Origin of the sequence: Variovorax sp. RKNM96, assembly GCF_017161115.1 — a bacterium.
Classification (GTDB): Bacteria; Pseudomonadota; Gammaproteobacteria; order Burkholderiales; family Burkholderiaceae_C; genus Variovorax.
The window spans coordinates 3562291-3582632 of sequence record NZ_CP046508.1 but is presented as its reverse complement, the minus strand read 5'-3'; the positions used below and the strand labels follow the sequence as shown (position 1 = coordinate 3582632).

Below are 20342 nucleotides of genomic sequence, written 5' to 3'. Positions count from 1 at the left end.
CGCGGCGCCGAGATGCGGCCGCGGCGCGCATCGGCTGGGCACTGGGGGCGGGGGCGGCCCTTGTGGCAATGGCTTTCTACGAACGGCGCGCCGCGCGACAGGCTGGCCACGCCGAAATGGCCGGGAATGCACTGCTTGTGCGGCAGGCGATGCAGGCCCGTTGCGCGCTGGAGGCCCGCGCCATCGACCATGACCTGCGCAGCCCCGTCGGCTCCATGGCTCTGGCCCTCGAATTGCTGCGCAGGACGGACGACCCCGCCACCCGCCGCGAAGTCGCGGACGTGCTCGAGCGGCAGATCTCGCGGATGACTACGCTGACGGAGCGTGTGCATGAGCTTGCACAGGCGCTGGCCGACTGAACCTGCCGTCGGGAAAAATCTTGGAGTCGCCACGACGAAGGATGAGCAGAAGCAGCGCCATCGAGGCCGACGCCGAGGCAATCTGCGATGCTGAGGCCAGGCTCAGGTCAATCTGATCGCAGTTTCTTTAGGGCGGTACCGATGAGTCGCTGCAGCGACTCGAAAGTCACCGGTTTGACCACGTGATGGTCAAAACCGGCAGCGAGCGCACTGGCCCGATGATCCGGGCCGTCATAGCCCGTGAGAGCGATCAACACAGGCGAATGATCGGCACTTCGCTCCCGCACGCAGGCGGCGACCTCGTAGCCGCTCTTTTGGTCAAAACGTCCGCATTTTTTGGTCGCCGCAGGATCGTGAAGAAGAGTGCGGCGTCCAAGATGGGTGAGGCATCCGCCTTGACATGCACTGAGCCCGGCGTCCCCTTGGAGAGGGCAGTTTCGTGCAAATGTCAAAACGATTGCCTCAAATTGCATGAAGCAAATGGTTTGACATGCCGCAGGCTTGGCGATGGCGGTTGAGTTTCGCCAAGCGATGAGATCGTCTTGCGGGGGCGCTCGGGGGAGCCAAGGACGTCTTGCACTGCCCCTAGCGATCAGCTCGCCTTCCTCCAACGGCAAAGAAAGCCTGGGGACATGGATTCGGAACTTCGATGAGCTGTGTGGAGGCAAACCTTGTCTGAAGATAATCGGACATGTGCATGTACCAATCATTGCGGTCCCTGTTTCTCCTGGATTTATCGCTGGACAGCGCCATCCAGTATTTGCGCTTAAGAAAAAGCTGGTGGCATTTTTTTAAGCTTCGGAAAGCGTGGTCGATGGAGTAGGCGAAGCAAATTCGTTCCCCGTTCTCTGAAAAAAAATAGCCAGAGACCGCAATATGAAACCGGTCTGCCTCCAACGGCATCACATTGCAATCAATCAGGCGGTGGGCAAAGAATTCCTCTTCATTCGGATACCAGAGTTGGGTGTTCACGCCAGCGTAGTATTGAACGACGCGCCCCAGCGCTGCAGCGAACCAGGTAAACGAGGAGAGCAGGGCATTGGCAAACTCCGCTGGCTCAAGGCTATAGGCAACTCTGAAGTCCCCGACGTGTCTTTCGTAAAGAGGTTTGCCGGGCTCGCGCGCGCGGTTGCGAAGGGCGAGCACCTTGCCGGCATAGGCACGCCACTGGTCGAGAATCGCGCAGCACGGGCAATCGCGGGGTGACATGAGCAAGACTGGCTGCAGATGCGAGAACTGACGTGCGGCTCCTTCCCAATTCAAGCGCATCGTGTGCCGGTGGCCGCAGATTGCCCGAAGGCGCCGCGAAAGCTGGTGGTTCATCGACTTGGCGATCGCGCATGCCACATCGAGATCCGGGTTGATCGGCCGCAGGTGTTGATCGTTGGCAAATCGCTCCAGCGCCGAAAGTTCGCTTTCCCGGCGGCGCAATAGCGGCTTGCAGGGGAATTCCCGGTCGAGCCAGCTTTTCGAGTGGGTCGGCCCACGCGCGTGGTGCGCGATGCCGGCACAGATGGTCTTGTAGTCGCGCGGGGCGACCGGCTCTTGCCCGATGCTACGTGCAGACACGAACTGGAATGTCCGCAGACGCGTCATCCAAGCTTCCAATTGGCCGAATACGAGCTCGCCTGCGGCAAACCCGCTCAGTGCGCGCTCCACAAGGTGATCATCGGCGAAGGGGGCGCGACAGCACTCGCACGCCAAGGGATGACGGACCCACGCCGGATCGAACATCGGTTGGCCTACGGCCCCACCGCATCGCGGACATGCCGCGACCAATTCACAACGATGAAGCGGGCAGCGCTTGATGCAGGCCAGTTGGAAGACCGGCGAGTGAAAACACGCTCGCAGGCACTCCGGACAGAACCTGACGGTTCGCACAGCCAGCATCTCACCCCCGGTATTCGGGCCGAAGCAACTGCTGAGCGATCTGGCTCGGAAGTGCTGAGCAAAATTGCGCATCAGCGGCGTGCTCGCCATCAACGCCATGTAGCGCCTATGAAAGCTCCTGCCATCCGGCAGCGCTGACCGGCGGGTTTCTCCGGACAGGGCCCGCCACAGGTCGTCGCCGGTGATGGCATTCATCCACAGAAAGCGGTGCCATGCCATCCAATCACTCTCGAACTGGGAAGCGCCTAATGCGACCCAGGTCATTTCTCGCCGGGTGTCAATGGTTGCCACGGCCGCGCCCGACGAAGAGTTCGCTATCAGCGGCTGCCTGGACGGCCTCCTTCCAAACCGAGGACGTGCCCTTGAACGAACTGCCGTCATTCCTCATCGAATCCAGCAGAAATGCATGGATGGCGTCGTTCACGAATGCCAGGCGAAAGCCCGCATATGACAGCGTGCGCTCATCTGTGTTGGTGTAATCGACGAGAGCGGTCCATAGCCGATCGGCCTCATGCTCCAGCCGCCATCCCGCATCGAAGGCCCTCTGACAGAAGAAGCGCGAGTACGGCCAAACATCGGTAGGGCAGCACAAGGCACCATCGAAGGCACGCAGGTACGCTACCAGCTCAGCGAGCTTGTGCAGGCCGCCTAAGTCGAACCTCTTCACAAAGAAGCGAGCGACCACGGCTCCGTGATCCTCCTCCGAGGTCAACATCTTCAGCGATTCAAGGCCTTCCTGACCTACGAGCACGCTGACGAGAAGGAAGCCTTCGAGGCGCAGTTCGTTCCATATCTCGAGCAGGTACCGCATGTGCAGCACGGTAAACATCTGCGCTTCGTCGATGAACAGCAGGCATGTCCGGCTTCCAGCGAGTACCGCCTCAGCCATCATGAATCGGGCGAGCAAGTCGGCGCTGTCCTGGTATCGTGAGGTTGGACACCTGAAAGAGGCTGCCATGTCGTTGCAAAGCGCTGTTTTCGACTGATTTGGCTTGCGCTTGGCGGAGTGAACCAGGACGGCGAGCCATGGCATGTCCCTTCGGAGTCGCTCGACGGCATTTTCGATGGCGGTGGTCTTGCCGACCCGGAACTCACCAGTGATGTAGAGGCCGCTTTTGCGCGCCATCGCGTGGTCACAAACAATGTCGTAGAAGTTCGCGGTTTCATCGGTCTCGATGAAGTACTTCTGTTCGAGCAACGGATGAAATGCAGCGAGCCGACGCCTTTCGTCCGCGTTCGCCAAGTACGCGGTTCGAAATCTCGCAAGGCGGTTTTCCTCCAGCTTGGCGGCGGCCTCTTCGATCTCACGCCGGTGGTGAATCGCCCGTGAAGTGGCACTGCTCGGCTTGGATCCACCTCGTCGGGGATGTTGTCCGCTGCTTGCCTGCGTGGTATTCATGGCGCCTCCTCATTTCTGCGAAGACTGCGACTGCGCGAAGAATGCGCGACGCCCCCGCGACTTGACTTGAGGCGGTGTTGGCGCCTTGGGGGCTTTGCACTCGTAGCGAAAGTCCGGTGAATCGCTGGCGCTGCCGGGGACGGACAACGACCGTGCAAGCTTGCTGGCTTCCCGTGTGATCTTGGGTCGCCGTTTGCCGTGAACCTTCTGAACTGCGATTCCTGCAAGATGCCGCTGATACGCGGCCACCGGATCATCCGAGCGATCCTTGAACACCGCTTCGCGATAGAGCTTGTTGATTTCTTTTCGCACTTCGCGGGTGTGGGCTGAAATCGCCCACACCCCGCTGACGTGGAGGACGCCGAACTCGGTGCCGTCCGCGCGGAATGCACGCACGGTGCGGAAGTCCCCGCGGATATGCACGCACAACTGTTCGCCGAGCATGCCCCAGCTCTGCCTCAACAAGTCATTGGTGTACTCGACTTCGTCAAGCTGAATGTAGGGGGTGCGATGGTCTTTGCGGCTGCCGCGAATATGCGGCCATTCCATTTCGATGGCGATGCACGGGTTATCGACGAAGCTCCTGGGGTACTTGGGAATAATCTGCAAGCGGGCGCTTTCGGCCCACTCCGCGGTGATCGCCTCATTCGGCGTGGCCGACATGAGTGCGCGCTTTCTATGGACGTTGTGCCTGGCGACCAACCGATCAAACAGGGCATGCACGTCTGCGGCGCGGATCTTGTAGCGAACGGCCTTCTCAACCGGGTCCCTTACACGTGGGTCGGACGGGCCGCTACCCGTGGTCGAGGCCAAGCGCGTGAGGACACGCTGAAATTCGGCAAAGATGCCTTCGACCACAGAACGCTGGATCCAGCTATGCACCTTGCCGAAACTGATCGACACGCCGCTGCGACGCCGCAGGTCGATGACCACGGAGTTCGCCAAGTGGGTCAGATGGTTGTCGACCGCCAGACTGCAGATACGCCGTCCCGATGCCGCCGGAATGACAGCCGCGGGGAGTCCTTCGTCTGGTAAAGGCTTGAGTAGCTCGTCGAACACTGGATGCTTGACCCTTGGAGGAGGATGGATCGCATACTCGAAGGCCTGCAGCAGATCCAGAGCACGGAAGCGACCAGCCACCGAATAGGTCCAGCCAAGAACTGCGGTCGTGTCGAAGTCCACCATGAGGCAAAACCAGCTACGACTGAGCGGGAGTTCTATTTCCTCGCCTATGTCCACAACAACCGGCAACGTCTCGATCTCAGGGCAGCGGTACTCGTCGTAGGCCGCTCGTTCGAAGGCCACGATGGGCCTGAAGAAGCTTGTCTTGCCCGAGTTCCGACCTGCGCGCGCGGTAGCTTGGTCGCCAAACTTCAACCGAGCTGCGTCATCGTCGCCTTCGGCAATGCGGTTTCTGACGTAGGCGCACAGAGACTCGTAGCCGTGCCGTTTGGTTGTGAATGGATACTCGTCGGCGCGCCGACCCGCTTTGCGTAGCTTCGTCAGAAAGTCCTGATGGATCAGAGCGAGGTCCAAACCAGCTGCTTGGAACTTTGTCCCATCGTCAGGCTTGAGGCGTGCATTCAGCCACTTCTTGACCGTGGGGTACTCGCGCAGAAGGGCTCCAAAGGCGCCGGCAAGGCCTTGCCCCTCGGGCCCGGGCTTCAATTCGGCGCTGCGTACGTATGCGTTGCGCTTTGACGTCCCCGTCAAGGCTCGCCACCCTCTCAACCGACCGTCAGCATCATCCGACGTGCATTGCGCGAGGTGGTAGTGCAGCAGACTGCGGGAAATTCCGAAGCGTCGTTCGATTTCGCCGCTTTTTACGCCATCGCATGCAGCCTTGATCGCTCCAGACAACCGCGAGAAGCGAAGTGCCTCGGGTTCGGTAAGAAGGTGCGCATCGACGGTCGGCCACCGTGAGTAGTCCAGCAACTCAGGGACAAGCTTACGGCTAGCCATGACGTTGCTCCCTTGGAGCCACCACCGTCGCAGGGCTTATGGGCTCGCTCTCGAGGTCCGTCCTCAGGCGCCCCATCTGCACCAGGCGAAAAATCGTAGTGAAGACGAGTTCCCACGGATCCACGGCACGCCGCTGCAGTTGGCCGAGCGTTGTAGGTTCGCGGGTTGCGGCGAGCACCCATCCCGCCAAGTACTCCCACCGCGCTTTCACATCGAGCCTGGTCTGGGCGAGTACCGGTGCGATGTGCAGCCAGTCGTGCAACAGCCGTTCCTTGGCTCGTGCGTGATCGTCAGTGAACCAGCTCCATTCCGCGCCCGCAGCGTCGGCAGCGCGTCTCTGTATTTCTGCCTGCATTTGCGCGTGTTCGCGCCCCTGATCGGCAAGGTATTTGACCTCGACATACCGCGAGCGCCCCGACCAAAGGGTCACGAGCGCATCGGGCTTGGATCCGAGATAGCCTTCGCGCTCAACGTAGGCGATGACGCGGTCGGGGTCCGTGTCGTAGGCCTTGACGGTTTCGTCGGCCTCAAGCAGCAGCGCATGTGCGAGCTCGAGATCGCTCGGAAGCACGATGTCACGATCGTTCTTCGCGCTGAAGAAGTAGGTGATGGTGCCAACGCCTCTCCCGCGCTTGGCCAATGCGGACCGCAAGGCGCGGCTAGGACGAAGCGGGGCCCTCGACTTGATGATATTTGCCTGGTGAGCATCCATGGACTGCGCCAGTGCCATCCACCTCGTCGCAAATTTGACAAAAGCTCCGCCAGCGACTACTTTTATGCAGTCGTAGTTCGGCAAGGGGCTGCGATCAGGTAGTTCAACAGCGCCCGGCAGCTCCACCTGCGCGGGCGCTTGTCTTTGGCATTGGCATCTCCTTTCTTCAGTGCAATAACAACTGATAGCCGAGGCCTGTCGAAATTTCAAGTTTCCGTCTGGATTGCGGCGATCCCTTCACTCGTTGAGGCGCATGAGGCGGCAATCTCGCCGCCAAAGTCATTGGTGCAAACGAAGCGATCGCAACCAGCCTTGACGGCGCAAGGGACCTTCTTCATGTCGGCCGCCATGACTGCCCTGCCGAGCAGGCGGACAGGCCCATCAAGGCGGAGACCGACCAGAGCGGTCCTACGACAACCGACGGTAGGGGAACCAGCTACCCGGGCCAGCTCTGCCACAACAATCCAACGCCATAGTTGAACGGCCAAGGTGATGCCTGCCCCAGGCGAGCGCGATCGCGTTCAGCTGCACCGGATCAGCCGCGCAAAATGAGCTGCAGGAGCATCAGGTATGTCTTTTCACATGCAGCAGCTCTTCCATTCGAGAAGAAGCTCCTGACGGGTAAAGTCCGACTCTTTCAAGACAACGATTTAAGGGACCGAGATGAAGCAAGACCCCGTACGCACCGGGATTCCAGGGTTGGACGAGGTGCTTCTGGGAGGCGTTCAGCGGAACAACAACATCTTGGTCGAAGGCGCGCCCGGCGCCGGGAAAACCACTCTGGGACTGGCCTTCATTCACGCTGGGGCGGCCCTCTACGACGAACCCGGCGTGATCGTCTCCTTCGAGCTTGATCCCGAGAAACTGTTGCGGGACGCCAAGGGGTTCAACTGGGACTTGCAGCGGCTCATCGATGAGCGCAAGGTCAAGATCATCCAGACCTCGCCGGCGGTTCTTCTCAATGAATTCCGCACCGCCGACGGCGCGTTCACCGCAGAGCTGGCCTCCATCGGCGCGCGCAGGTTGATGATCGATGGCCTGACGCCGCTTCGCCTCTATGCCGAAGCCCACGACAAGCCGTTTCGCGAAGATGTTCACTTGCTTGTCGAAGGGCTCGCCCGGCTCGGCGTCACGACACTCGTTACTGCGGAACGCGCCGAAACGAAGCAGGAGGCGCATGCCCACGAGCGCTTCGTCTTCGACACCATCATCTCGTTGAACCGCAGCGAAGTGCGTCGCCGGGTCCACAGGACCCTGGCGGTGGTCAAGTCGCGCGGCCAGGATTTCATCAGCGGAAGCCATTCGATGCGCATCGAGGCCGGCACCGGCATCCACGTGTATCGGCGTGCCCAGTCGCGGCCCAAGGTCGACGAAGACCAACCCACGTCGAGCGAACGCGTGTCCGTGGGATGCGCCGCGCTGGACGTGATGATGGCCGGCGGGCTTTACGAGGGCTCGATCACCATGGTCACCGGCATCTCCGGGACCGGCAAAACGGTTCTGGGTGTGCAGTTTCTCACCACGGCCGTACAGGCCGGGCGGCGGGCGCTGCTGGTGACCCTGGATGAGCATCCGCGCCAGTTGATCCGCAACGCAACAAGCCTGGGCTTCGACCTGGAGGGCCTTGTGCGGCAGGGCTCGCTCTTCATCCACTACGAATCGCCCCTGGAACTGGAGCTGGACGTGCACTTCGACCGGGTGACCAAGCTGGTCGAGAAGGAAGGCATCGACTGCATCGTCTTCGACTCGGTGGCCGTCTACGAAATGGCGAGTCCCGACCAGGCCTCCGACTTCCTCTACGCGCTGGCTGATTTCGTCAAGGGTCGGCTCGCGACGGCGTTCTTCAACTACGAGAGTCCCGAGCTCCTGGGCGTCTCTCAGATCAGCCAAGAGCTCAAAGGCTCGCACCTGGTCGACAACATCATTCTGCTGAGCTACGTGGAAATCTCCACGCGCCTGCGCCGCGCGATCGCAGTGCCGAAGGTGCGTGGGAGCAAGAACATCCAGACGACGCGCGAGTACGTGATCGGCGCAGGCGGCATCTCCTTGCTCGACGAATCGGCGGCCGAGGGAGAGGACGCGGCCCCCGTGCCGCAGCTGCCTTTCTCTTCCTACTACGGACTGCTGGCGCGCTCGCCGTCGCGCAAGAGCCCGATGATCGAGGACGCTGTCGCGCATGGCAAGGCGTTGCCGGATTCGCCGGAGTTGCCGCCCGAGACGACCAAGTGAACGCCAGCGCCGACGCCCAGAGCCCCGAGAACCGTCCGACGGGGTTGGACGGGGAAGGCTGGCGTCGTGCTTTGGCACGTTTCGCCGCGGCGACCGAACTCTGCGTCAGCGCCTACGACCTGGACTGCGAAAGGCAGGCCGGGCCATTTGCCACTTCGAAGGTCGCGCGCCTGCTGGCAACTGCAGGTATATGGAACGAGGGCCGCCTGGGCGACAGGATCGAGCGAGACCTCGCCGCACAGGTCCTCGACACGGGTGCACCCGGGAGCGCCAGCGTAGGCGACGAACTGCGCCTGCAGGCCGTCCCATTGTTGATCGGGGGCCAGGTGCGTGGCGTGATCGTCTACGGATGGGCGTTCGCCACCTTCGGAACGCCGCTGGGGTGCGAGCGCATCGCGCGTCAGCTCGGTGTCGACGGTGCACGGCTTTGGGCGGAGGTGCGGCTGGAGTCGCCCGTTCCCGCGTCGCGCATGACGGTGTACACCGAACTGCTCGAAACCATGATCGAGTCCACGGTCCGCCATGCCGAGGCGGTCGAGCGCCTTCAAGAGCTCAGTCGACTGCGCGAGGTGTTTCTTGCCAGCGTGTCGCACGAGCTTCGCACGCCGTTGTCCGTGCTCGGCATGCGAATCGAGATCTTGCTGCGGGGTGCGCTCGCCGATCCGGAGGCCATCAGGGCCTCACTGGTCAACATGAAGTACCACGTAAATACCGAGGCGCGGCTGGTCGAGGATCTCATCGAGGCGGCGCGAACTCGCACCGGCCAGCTACGCATCGACATGCACCCTGCGTCGCTTCGCGACATCCTCAAGGCCGCGGTGTCTGCCGTGGTGCCGCACGCCGAGGCCAAGCAGATTTCCGTCGTGATTCCAAAGCTGGACGAACTTGGCGAACTGCCACTCATGGCCGACGTGCATCGTCTGCAGCAGGTGTTCTGGAATCTTCTGTCCAACGCTGTCAAGTTCACTCCGGCGTCCGGACGCATCGAACTGCAGTTGCATTACGACGCGCAGACGTACACCGTGTCGGTGACGGACACGGGCAGCGGCATTGAAAAGGCGCTGCTCCCGCATGTTTTCACGCCGTTCACGAAGCAGCTCAAAGCGAATGCCCAAGGGCTGGGACTGGGGCTGTCCATCGCCCGTCACATCGTCGAGCACCACGGCGGGACGATCCGGGTGGAAAGCGCCGGGAGTCATGCCGGGGCGACGTTCCATGTCACGCTGCCTGTGAATTTGCCGCCCGCACACAACGCAGCGTAGCGGGGGGCGATGCGCGCCGGGATTGGCGCATCGCGCATGAAAAGCTCGACACCTGTTGATTCCTTGGCAAACGCCGGGCGGCAAATTCTTACACCGGTCGTCATACCTTGATGACGGTAGACCCTGCGCCTCGCATCACGATAGGAGATCGAAAAGAGTTCTTCGACTGACTACTTGGCGCCATTCCAGGAGTTGAACCATGACCAAGGAAAATCCTTCTTCCACCGGGGTACTGGAAAACGAGCGGGTGGTGGAGGTGCTCAATGAACTGCTGGAAACCGCTCGGGACGGAGAGTTTGGCTTTCAAGCCTGTGCGGACGAGGTGGCTGCACCGAACCTTCAGCAAGTGTTCTATCACCGCGCCGAGCAGTGTCACGAAGCTGCCGACGAATTGGTTCTGTTGATCTGGCGCTTTGGTGGCACTCCCGCCGAGGGGGGCACGGCCCGCGGTGCCATTCATCGCCGCTTTGTGCGCCATGCTGCCGCGGGCGCGGGCAGCGACTTGTCGATGCTGGATGAATGCGAACGAAGGGAGGATGTGTCGGTGGCGCGTTACCACAAGGCGCTGAAACAGAATCTACCGCCCGAGGCGCGCCGCGTCGTGGAACGTCGAGCACAAAACGCTCAACGCAATTACGCTCAAATTCGTGACCTGCGCTTCCAGTCATATCCGCACCGTGGGTGAGTGCCCCACGGCGGCTTCCAACCATGCCCGCCATTCGCAAGATTCGAGGTTGCAATCGTGAATGTGTGCCCCTTTCCGAAGCCAGCACGACATTTTTTACACGCCCCTTGAAATCTGAAACGGCGACGCCTATGTTGACTTCTGTCGGAAATTGGTCAACCGAAAAGGAGGTACTGAAATGACCATGAACTTGCTCAAGCAAATCGCCGGCTCGCGCCTGCCCGTCTCGTTCTATCGCACCGAGGATATCGACCAGGTGAGGCTGTTGCGAGCAGCCGGACTCGTTATCGCCCTGGTGCCATCTCCCTCGGACCCGGCCTCCCTGACCGGCTCCCCCTCGGCGGCCCAGGTGCTGGCCGTCACCCAAAAGGGACGCGAGGAACTGGCGACATTCGGTTATCCAGAATCCCGCCCACCTCGTTGGCGATTCCGAATGCCGCGAATCATGTCCCCCGCGCACGCGTCATCGCGCGGTCCAGCGCCCGCCCCCCGCGAAACGGCCTGGCCGCACTGAGCCAGCCACGCCGGGCTTGAAACTGTTGAGCCAGGCTTTTTGAATCATTGTTCGGACGCGCCGAGGGCACGCCCGCGGCGCGCGAGTGAACTTTCACGGAGGTTTTTCGCCATGTACCGTTCTCTGTTTCCTCGCGACATCTTTGCGGAGATGGATCGCCTGCAACACGATGTGCAGCAGGCCTTCGATCTGTCCCCCACTATCCGGGGTTTCGCCCGCAACGGCTTTCCTGCCTTGAACGTGGGCAGCACGCCGCAGGCCTTGGAGATCTATGCCTTCGCGCCGGGCGTGGATCCGGCTTCGCTCGAGGTGAACCTGGAGCGCGGCCTGCTGACCATCGCCGGCGAGCGTAAGAGTGCTTTGCCTGAAGCCGGGGGCAGCAAGGCGTCCGTGCACATCAACGAGCGCTTCGACGGTGCATTTCGTCGCGTGATGACGCTTCCTGACGATGCGGACCCCGAGGCCGTGCAGGCCAAGCTGAAGGATGGGCTGCTGCACATCACCGTGCAGCGACGGGCCTCCGCGCAGCCGCGCCGGATCGCCATCCAATGACGACGAACGCAACGAAAGAAAGGAGACCTCACCATGAGCAACACCATCCAGACCTCGCGCGACGACCTCGCACGGGACAGGACCGCGCAGGACGAACAATCCCGCTACAGCGATGCGGCGCTCACGCCGCCGGTCGATGTGATCGAAGACGAGAGCGGCATCACGCTCTATGCGGATCTGCCGGGTGTCAGCCGGGACAAGCTGAATCTTCATGTGGAAGCGGCAACACTGACGATCGAGGCCGAGTCGGCGTTGGCGGTGCCGCAAGACCTGAAGACGAGCCACACCGAGGTCGGCCTGGGGCGCTTTCGCCGCGTCTTCACGCTCAGCAAGGAGTTGGACACGCAAGGCGTGACGGCCGAACTTGGACAGGGGGTGCTGAAGCTGCGCATCCCAAAGGCAGCGCACGCCCAGCCGCGGCGCATTGACATCCACGTCGCCTAGACGCGAGGGGGCGGGCAGCCGCTTGGCTGCTCGCCGACTACCTTTGAATGCTTTCTCCCTGCAAATCCTCGGAACTTAGAGAAAGGAGTTGATCATGTCTTCAGGGTTTGGCTCTTCCCTCTCGGGGAACGAAGGGCGGATTCGCACGGCGATGAGCCGAGGCGCCGGCAAGCCCTTCTTGAGCGAAAAACAGATCGAGGCGTACCTTATCGCCCGGGATGCGCTGCGCGCTATCCGGCAGGCTTCGTCAGTCTCGCCGCGCGGCCAAGTGCTCGACGTCCTCGGAGGCGCCCGAGGACGTCATCGTTGACCTCTGGGACTCACAGGGCGGCCGCGTCAGCAGCTTTTGAGACAGCCGCCGACGAGGCTGCCCGCGCATCGTCCCTCAATACGCGCTGCGCCGGTGCGTGGCCCTGGCGACTGTGTTGGAGGCCGCCGAGGGACGAGCCCTTACTGCGTGCGCCAGCCAACCCGATGCCCGGCCGCGGTTGCATCGTGACGGGCATCGTCTTCGGTGTGCAAATAGATGCTGGTCGTGCTGATGTTGGCGTGGCCCAGGTTGTCGCGGACCACTTTCAGGTCGACTTTTTCACTCAAATGGCTTCCGGCGGTGTGGCGAATCCAGTGCGTCGAGGCCTGCTCGAGATGGATGGCCGCAGCTTCGAAGTCAGAGCCACGCTGCCGTAGCGCGTCCGCGGCGGCGTGCATCACGCCCTTGACGAGCTCGTGGATGGCGCTTCGTGCCATCGGCTTGATCGGGGCGATCAGCGTCATCACCAACGGGATGCCTTCGCCCTCCTGTGGAAGTACGTTCAGCGCATGAACTTTGCGGTAGCGCATCAACTCGGTCATCAATTCGCCGGTGGCCGGCACCAGACGGGTCTTACTGCCTTTGCCGGTGATTTCGAGCCACCAGCGCTCGCGCCCGTCGGTGCCGCGCCGGCTGAAGAAACCACCCATGCTCGCATCGCAGATCTCGGACACGCGCAGTCCGCCGATATAGAGCAGTGAAAACAGCCATCGGCAGCGCGATGCGTGCAGCCTTTCACGTTCACTGGCAACAGGCATCGCTTCGATCGTGGCCTTCACCACGTTCCAATGCTCCTCTAGCAAAAAGCGACTCACCCGAGGTGCAGCGTGCTGGCGCCTGCGCCGACTCAGCGCCAGCGGATTACCGGCCAAGTGCCCGGCCTCCACCAGCCACGAAAACATGGCATTGAGGATCGAGAGCGCCTGACGCAAGCTCGAAGGCCCCAGCGGGCCTGCAAAGGGTCGCCAGCGCGGAGAGTTGCGTCCCGGCCTCTGGCCCGGCTCCATGACCCAGCGCTGGGCCGGCTGAGGGTCCCCGAGAAAGCGCTGGTAGAGCAGCAGATCCTCGTGCACAAGGTCCGAGAGGGCTGCGCCGCGCTCCAGGACGCACCACAGCAGGAGGCGTTCGGCTTCCTTGCGATAGCTGGCGAGCGTGGCGGGTGAATCGGCGTAGCGGGCCAGCCAGGCCAGAACAGCCGAGCGGTCGTCGACCGCACCCAACTGCGATCGCGAACTGGCGCGATTGCGGCCGCAGCTGCCATCCAGATGGGTCGGCACCATCATCTGATCCAAGCTGACGAGGGCATTCATGCGGAGCTACGCGCCAAAGAAGAACATGACCAAGTCTATGGACATTAGAAGACTTATGTCCATAGACTTTAAGTTAACTCAATAAATTCAACGTATTACGTTGTATTATTTATTTATGACTACTGAAGCCGAACTCCAGAGCGACATCGAAGCCCTCAGGGGGCGATTTACGGAAACGAAAGACCTCTATCGCGAGGTTTGCGCGTTGCTGTTCTTTCGCTATGGCATCACTCCCACGGCGAGCAAGCTGTACCAGTTCGTTCGCAAGGGCTCGATGAGCGCGCCGGCGGAGGCGCTCGCCAAGTTCTGGGAAGACCTGCGTAGCAAGGCGCGCGTCGAAATCGACCACCCGGATCTGCCGCCCGAACTCAAGACGAGCGCAGCGGAAGCCATCGCCGATCTATGGCGGCAGGCTACCGCCGCCGCGCGCCACGAACTCGCGGCGCTGCGCCTCGAGGACCAGGCTGCGGTCGAGCAAGCCCAGGGCGAGGAAGCTCGAGCCCGCCAGGCCGCATCGGAGGCGCAGGCCAGCGCCGATACCCTGCGGCAGCAACTGAGCGCGGCCCAGGAATCGCTCCAGCAACGGCAAACGGACCTGGAGGCAGAGCGGCGTGGCCATGCCGGCGCCTTGGCAAGGCTGCAGGAGCTGCAGCGCCACCTCGAGGAAACGCGCAACCAGCAGGAGCGCGTCCGGGCGGATTTCAGCGCCGAGTTGGCCAAGGCACGAGAGGCCGTGGACGTCGCGAACGGCCGTTCGGATGCCGCCGAGCGGCGCGCGCTGCTGGAAATTGACCAAGAGCGTCAAGCCCGGATCAAGGCCGACAAGCAGCTCGAGGCGCTGCGCGGCCAATTGGCACAGACCGAGGGCCGTCATCGCGAGAGCATGTTGATTCAGGCCGACGCCGTCACGCGACTGCAAGTCAGGGCCGATGCGGCCGAGGATTCGCAACGAGAGCTGACGGCCAGCAATCGAAGTCTCGTTAATGATCTTCAAGCGACGCGGGAACGGTTCGCAGTGGCTCAACAAGAAGCGATGCAGTTCAAAGCCGAAGCTCAGACGCTGCGCGCCTTGCTGGAGCGGCTCTCGCCGTCGGAACCGGTGCCGCCGCAAGAGGGACCACCGTCAAAGGCCGCCAAGGCCGGTGCGCGAAAGACTCGATAGCGCGGTGAATGCAATGTGCGCGGCAGCGTTCCGTACTCATGGATCGGCTGCTGCGGCCGCCTTGCGCAGAGCGCGCAGTTCCAGGCGTGCAGACTCGCGGATTTCTTCGCGGTCGAGTTCGACCGCAGTGTCATCGGCCCAGGTTTCCCAGAGGCTTTCAAGCCAGGCCTGCCGGGTGCTGAATGCTTCGACTGCGTAGTCGAGCCAGCTGTTGTAGCCATTGGGCGGAGGCAGTGGTTTTTGGATAGTGAAGAGAAATACCTTTGTGAGCCGGAACATCCGACGCTCGGACGGTACTCGACAAACCGTGCCAGATCAATTCCGCGCCGAGGAAACGGCACGAAGCGCACCGTCGATCGCTAACTTTGATCCCAGGCGTCGATAGTCAGAATCTGTTCAGCCGGACATGCATTCAACTTGGGCTGTTCGATGCGCAGATGTGCCATCCAGCCTGATGGCCGTATGTAGTTTTCGCCAATGATGAGGGGACCGGTGTGGGGCGGAGGGCCCGCGAGTATCAGGGGAAGTACGTCTGCGGCTCGAGCTGTGTATCTCGACGGGTATCCGTCCCGAGAAAGACGCTCGGCCCTGCCTTCGGCCACCAGCTTGTCCAGGCACGCAAGGCCACCAACGCCGGCTTCCCAGCATGCGAGCAGCGTGGTGGGGTCATGGGACGCCAAGCGCTCGATGGGGGTCTGCTGATAGATGGCAAGGTACCAGCCGATCATGTGCACTTGAATGGTGTTGGAGCGGTGAGTTTACCCAAGCAGGGTTGGCGGCGCGTGGGAGTGCACCGATCACGGCATTCCGCCCCCACCCAGAGAGATCTGCCGGACGCTACGAGGAGCGGATTGTGGTGACACGACATCGCGGCCTGTCGTCCCATCAGGTACCGAGCATAGACACATGGGACATGTCCTGTGACCACCTGCAGAACCACGGTATTTCGCTCCGTGACTCAGCCGATGAACCCAGGTCGGAGGATCTAAAGCAAGATTGGTAAAACCAAGGCAGCAGAGTCACTCACCGAACCAGAATGTGAGCCAGGAGCACACGGAGACCAGTACAGCCATCAGTGCGAGTGCATTCGAGTGGAGAAGAACCGTTCGAGCGCGGAACAATCGAAAGCCATCCAGCATTGCAGAGTCCTCCTTCTACATGTGGCACCCTAGACGGCAGATTGCTCGCCGCCGCTTCGCTAGTCAATTGCCCAAAAGTTCGCACTCCGCCACTCTGATCAGGGGGCGCACTTCCGGAACTCATCACGGCCGATGAACCTACACCACGATTTTTGGCAGACGTCGCGGCGGTGGTTAAGGGCACGATGATTTATGACCAAGCCGTTCGCAACAGCGCGGCGAGAGTTCGTAGTCGCAATGGCTCAGAGCCATCGGGACTTCCCCAGACATAGAGCGGCGATCACGCGGTTGTCAGGGGGGGGCCGATACCGCGTGCCCATGTGTGGTCGCATAAACAAGTCATTCTTAATGACTTAACCGCTTATGAGCTAAAACTGGCCGTATCCCGGCTTGACTTCCACTTGACTGCGAGGAGCACTGCAGGAGGAAAATCATCAGCATGACCAAGAAAGCAAGTCAGAAGAAGGTGCCTAGCCCCGCTTCGCGGCCGCGGGGGGCCGGCGTTTTATCCCGACCTCGGATCGAGGCACGTACGCTGGAGAACTTGCTTGAAAGGTTCAATCCAAAACTGCACGGTGGAGAGGTGATGGCTTGGCATCCTCTTGGGGCTGAGGTGTTGCCTTGAGCACAAAGGAGGAGCGCCGTGATGCAATGGCCCAGGCTCTTGCAAACACCCGGATTTCGGGCCACGAACCAACACCTCGATTTCTAGCGGACGCCGCAGCGGTGGTCGAGGGCAAGATGACGTATGACCAGGCCATTCGCGACAGCGCGGGCAGGGCTCACGATAAAAATGAATCAGAGCCGCTCGGTTTTTCCAAGTCATAGGGCGCCTATCAGGCGGGGGCCGATTCCGCGTGGCGCATCGCCGATTGAACTTTCTAGGGCTTTGGGATCAGTGCAAGGGAGCAATCCCGCGTGGCTGCGGGCCGACCTAGCCAGCCCCTTAAATGATTTGCCACTTACGAGCTAAAAACTGGCTGTGTCCCGGCTTGACCCACGATTTGCGGCTCTCTTGGCATGCTCGCATCATTGCAACGGTGCAGGGCCGGTATGGGCGGAATGTGCGCGAGTGGACCATTCATCGATCCAGGTGGCGCACTGGTGGCGCAGCGCTTCAATTGCAGCCTCCGCCGTTGTTTGAGGCTTGACGCTGACGAGTTTGCAAAACATCCGCCGACCTTGATGCACTTCGGCAGAGCCCACAAAGACTCCCTCGTCCGTGGGCCCCGAGAGGAAGAAATAGAGTTCCCATTCGCCGAGGGACTCTCGCTTGGTCGGAATATCTGACATCGGAAGGAAGCAGCACTGTCACGGCGTGGATGTTTATGTGAACAATATCACGCATTGAGCGTTCTTTCACCTCTAGAAAACCTGGCTTTGGTGAGCCTAGAAGAGAGCGGATGACGAACCGAGCGCTGTCAGTAAGTCGCGCTCACGATCATGCGCACTGCCCCCACACGCCGGAAGTAACTCTCCTACATCTGGCTGCGCCTTCGGCGAGGACAAACACCCGTCCCTTGACATTGAAAGGAGCGGTCATGACTCATCCCAAGGAAGCTGGCGCCCAGCCGCCATTCACCACTCCTCAACAGGAGCCTCCCGGCCTGGAATCCCGCATGGAACCTCGCCCGGATTTCGGACAGGCGTCTTACGTCGGCAGCGGCAAGCTCAACGGCAAGGCGGCGCTGATCACGGGCGGCGACAGCGGCATCGGACGTGCTGTCGCCCTCGCGTTCGCGCGAGAAGGCGCAGACGTACTCATCTCGTACCTGGCCGAAGAGGAGTCGGACGCACAGGAGACGAAGCAGTTGATTGAAAGGGAAGGGCGTGTCTGCGTCGCAGTGCCCGGAAGCATCTGCGAGGAAGCGCATTGCCGCCACCTGGTTGACACTGCGATTGAACACTTTGGAAAGCTCGACATCCTGGTGAACAACGCGGCTTTTCAGATGGCGCACAAAGGCCTGGACGAGATCACATCGGAAGAATTCGACAGAACCTTTCGAACCAACGTCTATGCCAATTTCTTTCTCTGCAAGGCGGCCGCTGCGCGAATGAAGCCGGGCAGCTCGATCATCAGTACCGCCTCGGTCAACGCAGACAAGCCCAACGCGACGTTGGTGGCCTATGCGGCCACCAAGGGCGCCATCCAGAACATGACAGGCGGCATGGCCCAGTTGCTTGCCGACAAGGGCATCCGAGTCAACTGTGTTGCCCCAGGGCCCTTCTGGACGCCGTTGATCTCCTCGACGATGCCGCCCGACAAGGTCAGGGAGTTCGGGACGCAGACACCCATGAAGCGGCCTGGCCAACCCGCCGAATTGCAGGCGGTGTATGTGCTGCTCGCGTCGGACCAGGCGAGCTACATCTCCGGAGCGACCATTCCTGTCACCGGCGGTGTGCCCTTTATCTGAGTTGTCTTCTGGCGACCTAGCCTTGTTCGGGCATCGCCTCGGCCATAGAGACGGCGCCAACTCGATGGCCGCGTCCTAGAGAAGCAGCTTCTTTTACACATATGGGGGGCACTATGGACAACCCGTTGGCTGCGAGCGCGGCCACAAGCCAAGGGTCTGATGCGACGCCAGACGAGGATGCGGAGGGGAAAAAGCAGAGCGTCTGGAGCAAACTCGGCCCGGGCCTGATCACCGGCGCGGCCGACGACGATCCCAGCGGCATTGCAACCTATACCCAGGCAGGCGCACGTTTCGGCTACGGCCTGGGCTGGACGCTGCTGGTGACCTACCCGCTGATGGTCGGCATCCAGCTTGCCAGCGCACGCATCGGTCGGACCACGGGACGAGGATTGACTTCGGCTTTCGCCGCGCTCTGGCCGCGCCCCGTGGTGGCATTGGCTGTCGTGTTCCTGCTCATCGCCAACATCATCAACCTCGCGGCGGATCTCAGCGCCATGGCGGAAGTCGTACGGCTGGCGATCGGGGGGCCGGAGGCCCTGTACGCGCTGGCGTTCGGATCGATCTCCCTGGGATTGCAAGCCTGGCTTCCCTACCGTCGCTACGTGCGCATCCTGAAGTGGCTGACGTTGTCCTTGCTTGCTTATGTGGGTGTTGCCCTGGTCGCACACGTGGACTGGGCGACGGCATTGACGGGCGCCTTGGTTCCGCGCGTTCATTGGGACTCAGAGACCGTGAAAATGATCGTGGCAGTTCTCGGAACAACCATCAGTCCCTACCTTTTCTTCTGGCAGGCCGCCCAAGAGGTCGAGGAGATCGAGCGGGTCCAGAAAGACCAACCGCTCAGAAAGGCTCCCGACCAGGCACCGGCGCAATTGCGGAGGCTCCGGCTCGACACCTGGCTCGGAATGGGCTTTTCCAACGCCATCGCGTTCTTCATGATTCTGGCTGCAGCCGCCACGCTGCATGCAGATGGCAAGCTGTATGTCGAATCAACCGCCCAGGCTGCAGAGGCACTGAGGCCGATCGCGGGTGATGCGGCGTTCGTGTTGTTCGCCCTCGGCATTCTGGGAACGGGACTGCTCGCATTGCCGGTCCTAACCGGTTCCGCTGCCTACGCGTGCGCCGAGTTCCTGAAGGTGCGCCGCGGGCTCGAGAAACCGGTTGGCGCGGCCCCAGCGTTCTACGCGATCCTCGCGGCAGCCATGGTGTGCGGGATGGGCATCAGCCTCGTGGGCATCGATCCCATGAAAGCGCTGGTGTGGGCGGCGGTGATCAATTCGCTGATGTCGGTGCCCATCATGGTCGGCGTCATGCTGGCGGCGAGCAGCCGTCGCCTCATGGGAAATCTGTCTTTGCCGCTGCGATGGCGGATTTTGGGTTGGACTGCAACGGCCGCAATGGCCGTGGCAGCGATTGCTTTTATCGCCACCAGCCTGATTTCTTCATGAGTGAAGAAATCGCTCAGGATCACGAGCCCGACCGGCTGCACCAATCGAAGAATAGATCGAGTTCCCTCGATTTATCGAAAACTGCATCCGCACCCAGCGCCAGACTTCGACGCCGCATCTCCTTGGTCGGATAGTTGGTGAGGACGACGACCCTCTGGCCCGGCTGCCGAACCTGGCAGACGCGAAGCACCTCCAGCCCGGATCCAGCGCGCAGGAACAGATCGACAATCGCCAGCTGCCATCCGTCAGCAAGGCTCTCAAAAACGGCTATGGCCTCTTGCGCAGTTTCAGCCACGGCAACTACCTTTGCATCGGCGAGTTCGGCCAACGCGGGAATCAAATTGTCTCGAATGGTTTTGCTGTCTTCAACCAATACAGTGGCGAGAGTCATGGCAGTTTGCCCGTCGAGTCATCGCCATGCCTGATACCGACTAGGTCCAGGAACACGGCTTTGACGATTAAGGCGATTCGCTCGCCGCACACTTGTAGGCCAAAAGCTCAAGTTACGTCCCGTATCTCGCCCTACATTCGATTACCGTTAACATCCTGTG

Annotated in this window: 19 protein-coding genes; 10 read left to right on the top strand and 9 right to left on the bottom strand. The window is 61.4% G+C overall.

The annotated features are described in order from the left end of the window. Positions 1-68: 68 nt before the first annotated feature. Positions 69-359 (top strand): histidine kinase dimerization/phospho-acceptor domain-containing protein, encoded by a 291-nt coding sequence (locus GNX71_RS16485; protein ID WP_206179299.1) that lies wholly within the window; start codon positions 69-71, stop codon positions 357-359. A 107-nt stretch (positions 360-466) separates the two neighbouring features. Here the strand turns inward: GNX71_RS16485 and GNX71_RS16480 are convergent, their stop codons facing one another. The 5 genes from GNX71_RS16480 to GNX71_RS16460 all read right to left on the bottom strand — a co-directional run bounded on the left by GNX71_RS16480 (position 467) and on the right by GNX71_RS16460 (position 6406). Then, positions 467-832 carry a hypothetical protein gene (locus GNX71_RS16480; RefSeq protein WP_206179298.1) on the bottom strand — a complete coding sequence of 122 codons (366 nt, stop codon included), beginning with the start codon at positions 830-832 and terminating at the stop codon, positions 467-469. Positions 833-944: 112 nt separating this feature from the next. Next, positions 945-2513, bottom strand: coding sequence for a hypothetical protein (locus GNX71_RS16475; protein WP_206179297.1), 1569 nt, complete (start codon positions 2511-2513; stop codon positions 945-947). Between the two features lie 13 nt (positions 2514-2526). Next, positions 2527-3648 carry an ATP-binding protein gene (locus GNX71_RS16470; RefSeq protein WP_206179296.1) on the bottom strand — a complete coding sequence of 374 codons (1122 nt, stop codon included), beginning with the start codon at positions 3646-3648 and terminating at the stop codon, positions 2527-2529. Positions 3649-3657: 9 nt separating this feature from the next. Beyond that, positions 3658-5610, bottom strand: coding sequence for a hypothetical protein (locus GNX71_RS16465; RefSeq protein WP_206179295.1), 1953 nt, complete (start codon positions 5608-5610; stop codon positions 3658-3660). After that, positions 5603-6406 (bottom strand): hypothetical protein, encoded by an 804-nt coding sequence (locus tag GNX71_RS16460; RefSeq protein ID WP_206179294.1) that lies wholly within the window; start codon positions 6404-6406, stop codon positions 5603-5605. The genes GNX71_RS16465 and GNX71_RS16460 overlap by 8 nt, the downstream gene beginning before the upstream one ends. A 579-nt stretch (positions 6407-6985) precedes the next feature. On the opposite strand from GNX71_RS16460, the gene GNX71_RS16455 reads away from it, so the two are divergent. From GNX71_RS16455 to GNX71_RS16430, 6 genes are all read left to right on the top strand, one after another. After that, positions 6986-8551 (top strand): ATPase domain-containing protein, encoded by a 1566-nt coding sequence (locus tag GNX71_RS16455; protein ID WP_206179293.1) that lies wholly within the window; start codon positions 6986-6988, stop codon positions 8549-8551. Continuing rightward, complete coding sequence (locus GNX71_RS16450; protein WP_206179292.1) at positions 8548-9813, top strand: HAMP domain-containing sensor histidine kinase; 1266 nt, start codon at positions 8548-8550, stop codon at positions 9811-9813. The genes GNX71_RS16455 and GNX71_RS16450 overlap by 4 nt, the downstream gene beginning before the upstream one ends. A 199-nt stretch (positions 9814-10012) precedes the next feature. After that, on the top strand, positions 10013-10498 hold the full coding sequence (locus GNX71_RS16445) for a PA2169 family four-helix-bundle protein (RefSeq protein WP_206179291.1): 486 nt from the start codon (positions 10013-10015) through the stop codon (positions 10496-10498). Between the two features lie 178 nt (positions 10499-10676). Then, positions 10677-11012 carry a hypothetical protein gene (locus tag GNX71_RS16440; RefSeq protein ID WP_206179290.1) on the top strand — a complete coding sequence of 112 codons (336 nt, stop codon included), beginning with the start codon at positions 10677-10679 and terminating at the stop codon, positions 11010-11012. A gap of 111 nt (positions 11013-11123) precedes the next feature. Further along, a complete protein-coding gene (locus GNX71_RS16435; protein WP_206179289.1) occupies positions 11124-11564 on the top strand; it encodes an Hsp20/alpha crystallin family protein in 441 nt (146 codons plus the stop codon). A 33-nt stretch (positions 11565-11597) separates the two neighbouring features. Next, the gene (locus tag GNX71_RS16430; RefSeq protein ID WP_206179288.1) at positions 11598-12008 is read left to right on the top strand and encodes an Hsp20/alpha crystallin family protein; all 411 of its coding nucleotides are present in this window, start codon (positions 11598-11600) and stop codon (positions 12006-12008) included. Between the two features lie 450 nt (positions 12009-12458). Here the strand turns inward: GNX71_RS16430 and GNX71_RS16425 are convergent, their stop codons facing one another. Continuing rightward, on the bottom strand, positions 12459-13628 hold the full coding sequence (locus GNX71_RS16425; protein ID WP_206179287.1) for a tyrosine-type recombinase/integrase: 1170 nt from the start codon (positions 13626-13628) through the stop codon (positions 12459-12461). A 115-nt stretch (positions 13629-13743) separates the two neighbouring features. Here GNX71_RS16425 and GNX71_RS16420 point away from each other — a divergent pair, with 115 nt between their 5' ends. Further along, on the top strand, positions 13744-14790 hold the full coding sequence (locus GNX71_RS16420) for a DNA-binding protein (RefSeq protein WP_206179286.1): 1047 nt from the start codon (positions 13744-13746) through the stop codon (positions 14788-14790). A 36-nt stretch (positions 14791-14826) separates the two neighbouring features. Here GNX71_RS16420 and GNX71_RS16415 read toward each other — a convergent pair whose 3' ends face one another. Continuing rightward, positions 14827-15069: a hypothetical protein gene (locus GNX71_RS16415; RefSeq protein ID WP_206179285.1), complete on the bottom strand. Its 243-nt coding sequence runs from the start codon at positions 15067-15069 to the stop codon at positions 14827-14829. 1889 nt (positions 15070-16958) lie between these two features. Further along, positions 16959-17222, bottom strand: coding sequence for a hypothetical protein (locus GNX71_RS16405; protein WP_206179283.1), 264 nt, complete (start codon positions 17220-17222; stop codon positions 16959-16961). A gap of 248 nt (positions 17223-17470) precedes the next feature. Between GNX71_RS16405 and GNX71_RS16400 the strand changes: the two genes are divergently transcribed. Further along, positions 17471-18343, top strand: a complete 873-nt coding sequence (locus GNX71_RS16400) for an SDR family oxidoreductase (RefSeq protein ID WP_206179282.1) — start codon at positions 17471-17473, stop codon at positions 18341-18343. A gap of 113 nt (positions 18344-18456) precedes the next feature. After that, positions 18457-19791: an Nramp family divalent metal transporter gene (locus GNX71_RS16395; protein WP_206179281.1), complete on the top strand. Its 1335-nt coding sequence runs from the start codon at positions 18457-18459 to the stop codon at positions 19789-19791. A gap of 19 nt (positions 19792-19810) precedes the next feature. Here the strand turns inward: GNX71_RS16395 and GNX71_RS16390 are convergent, their stop codons facing one another. Beyond that, entirely contained in the window at positions 19811-20182 is a 372-nt protein-coding gene (locus GNX71_RS16390) for a response regulator (protein ID WP_206179280.1), read from the bottom strand. Between the last annotated feature and the right edge of the window lie 160 nt (positions 20183-20342).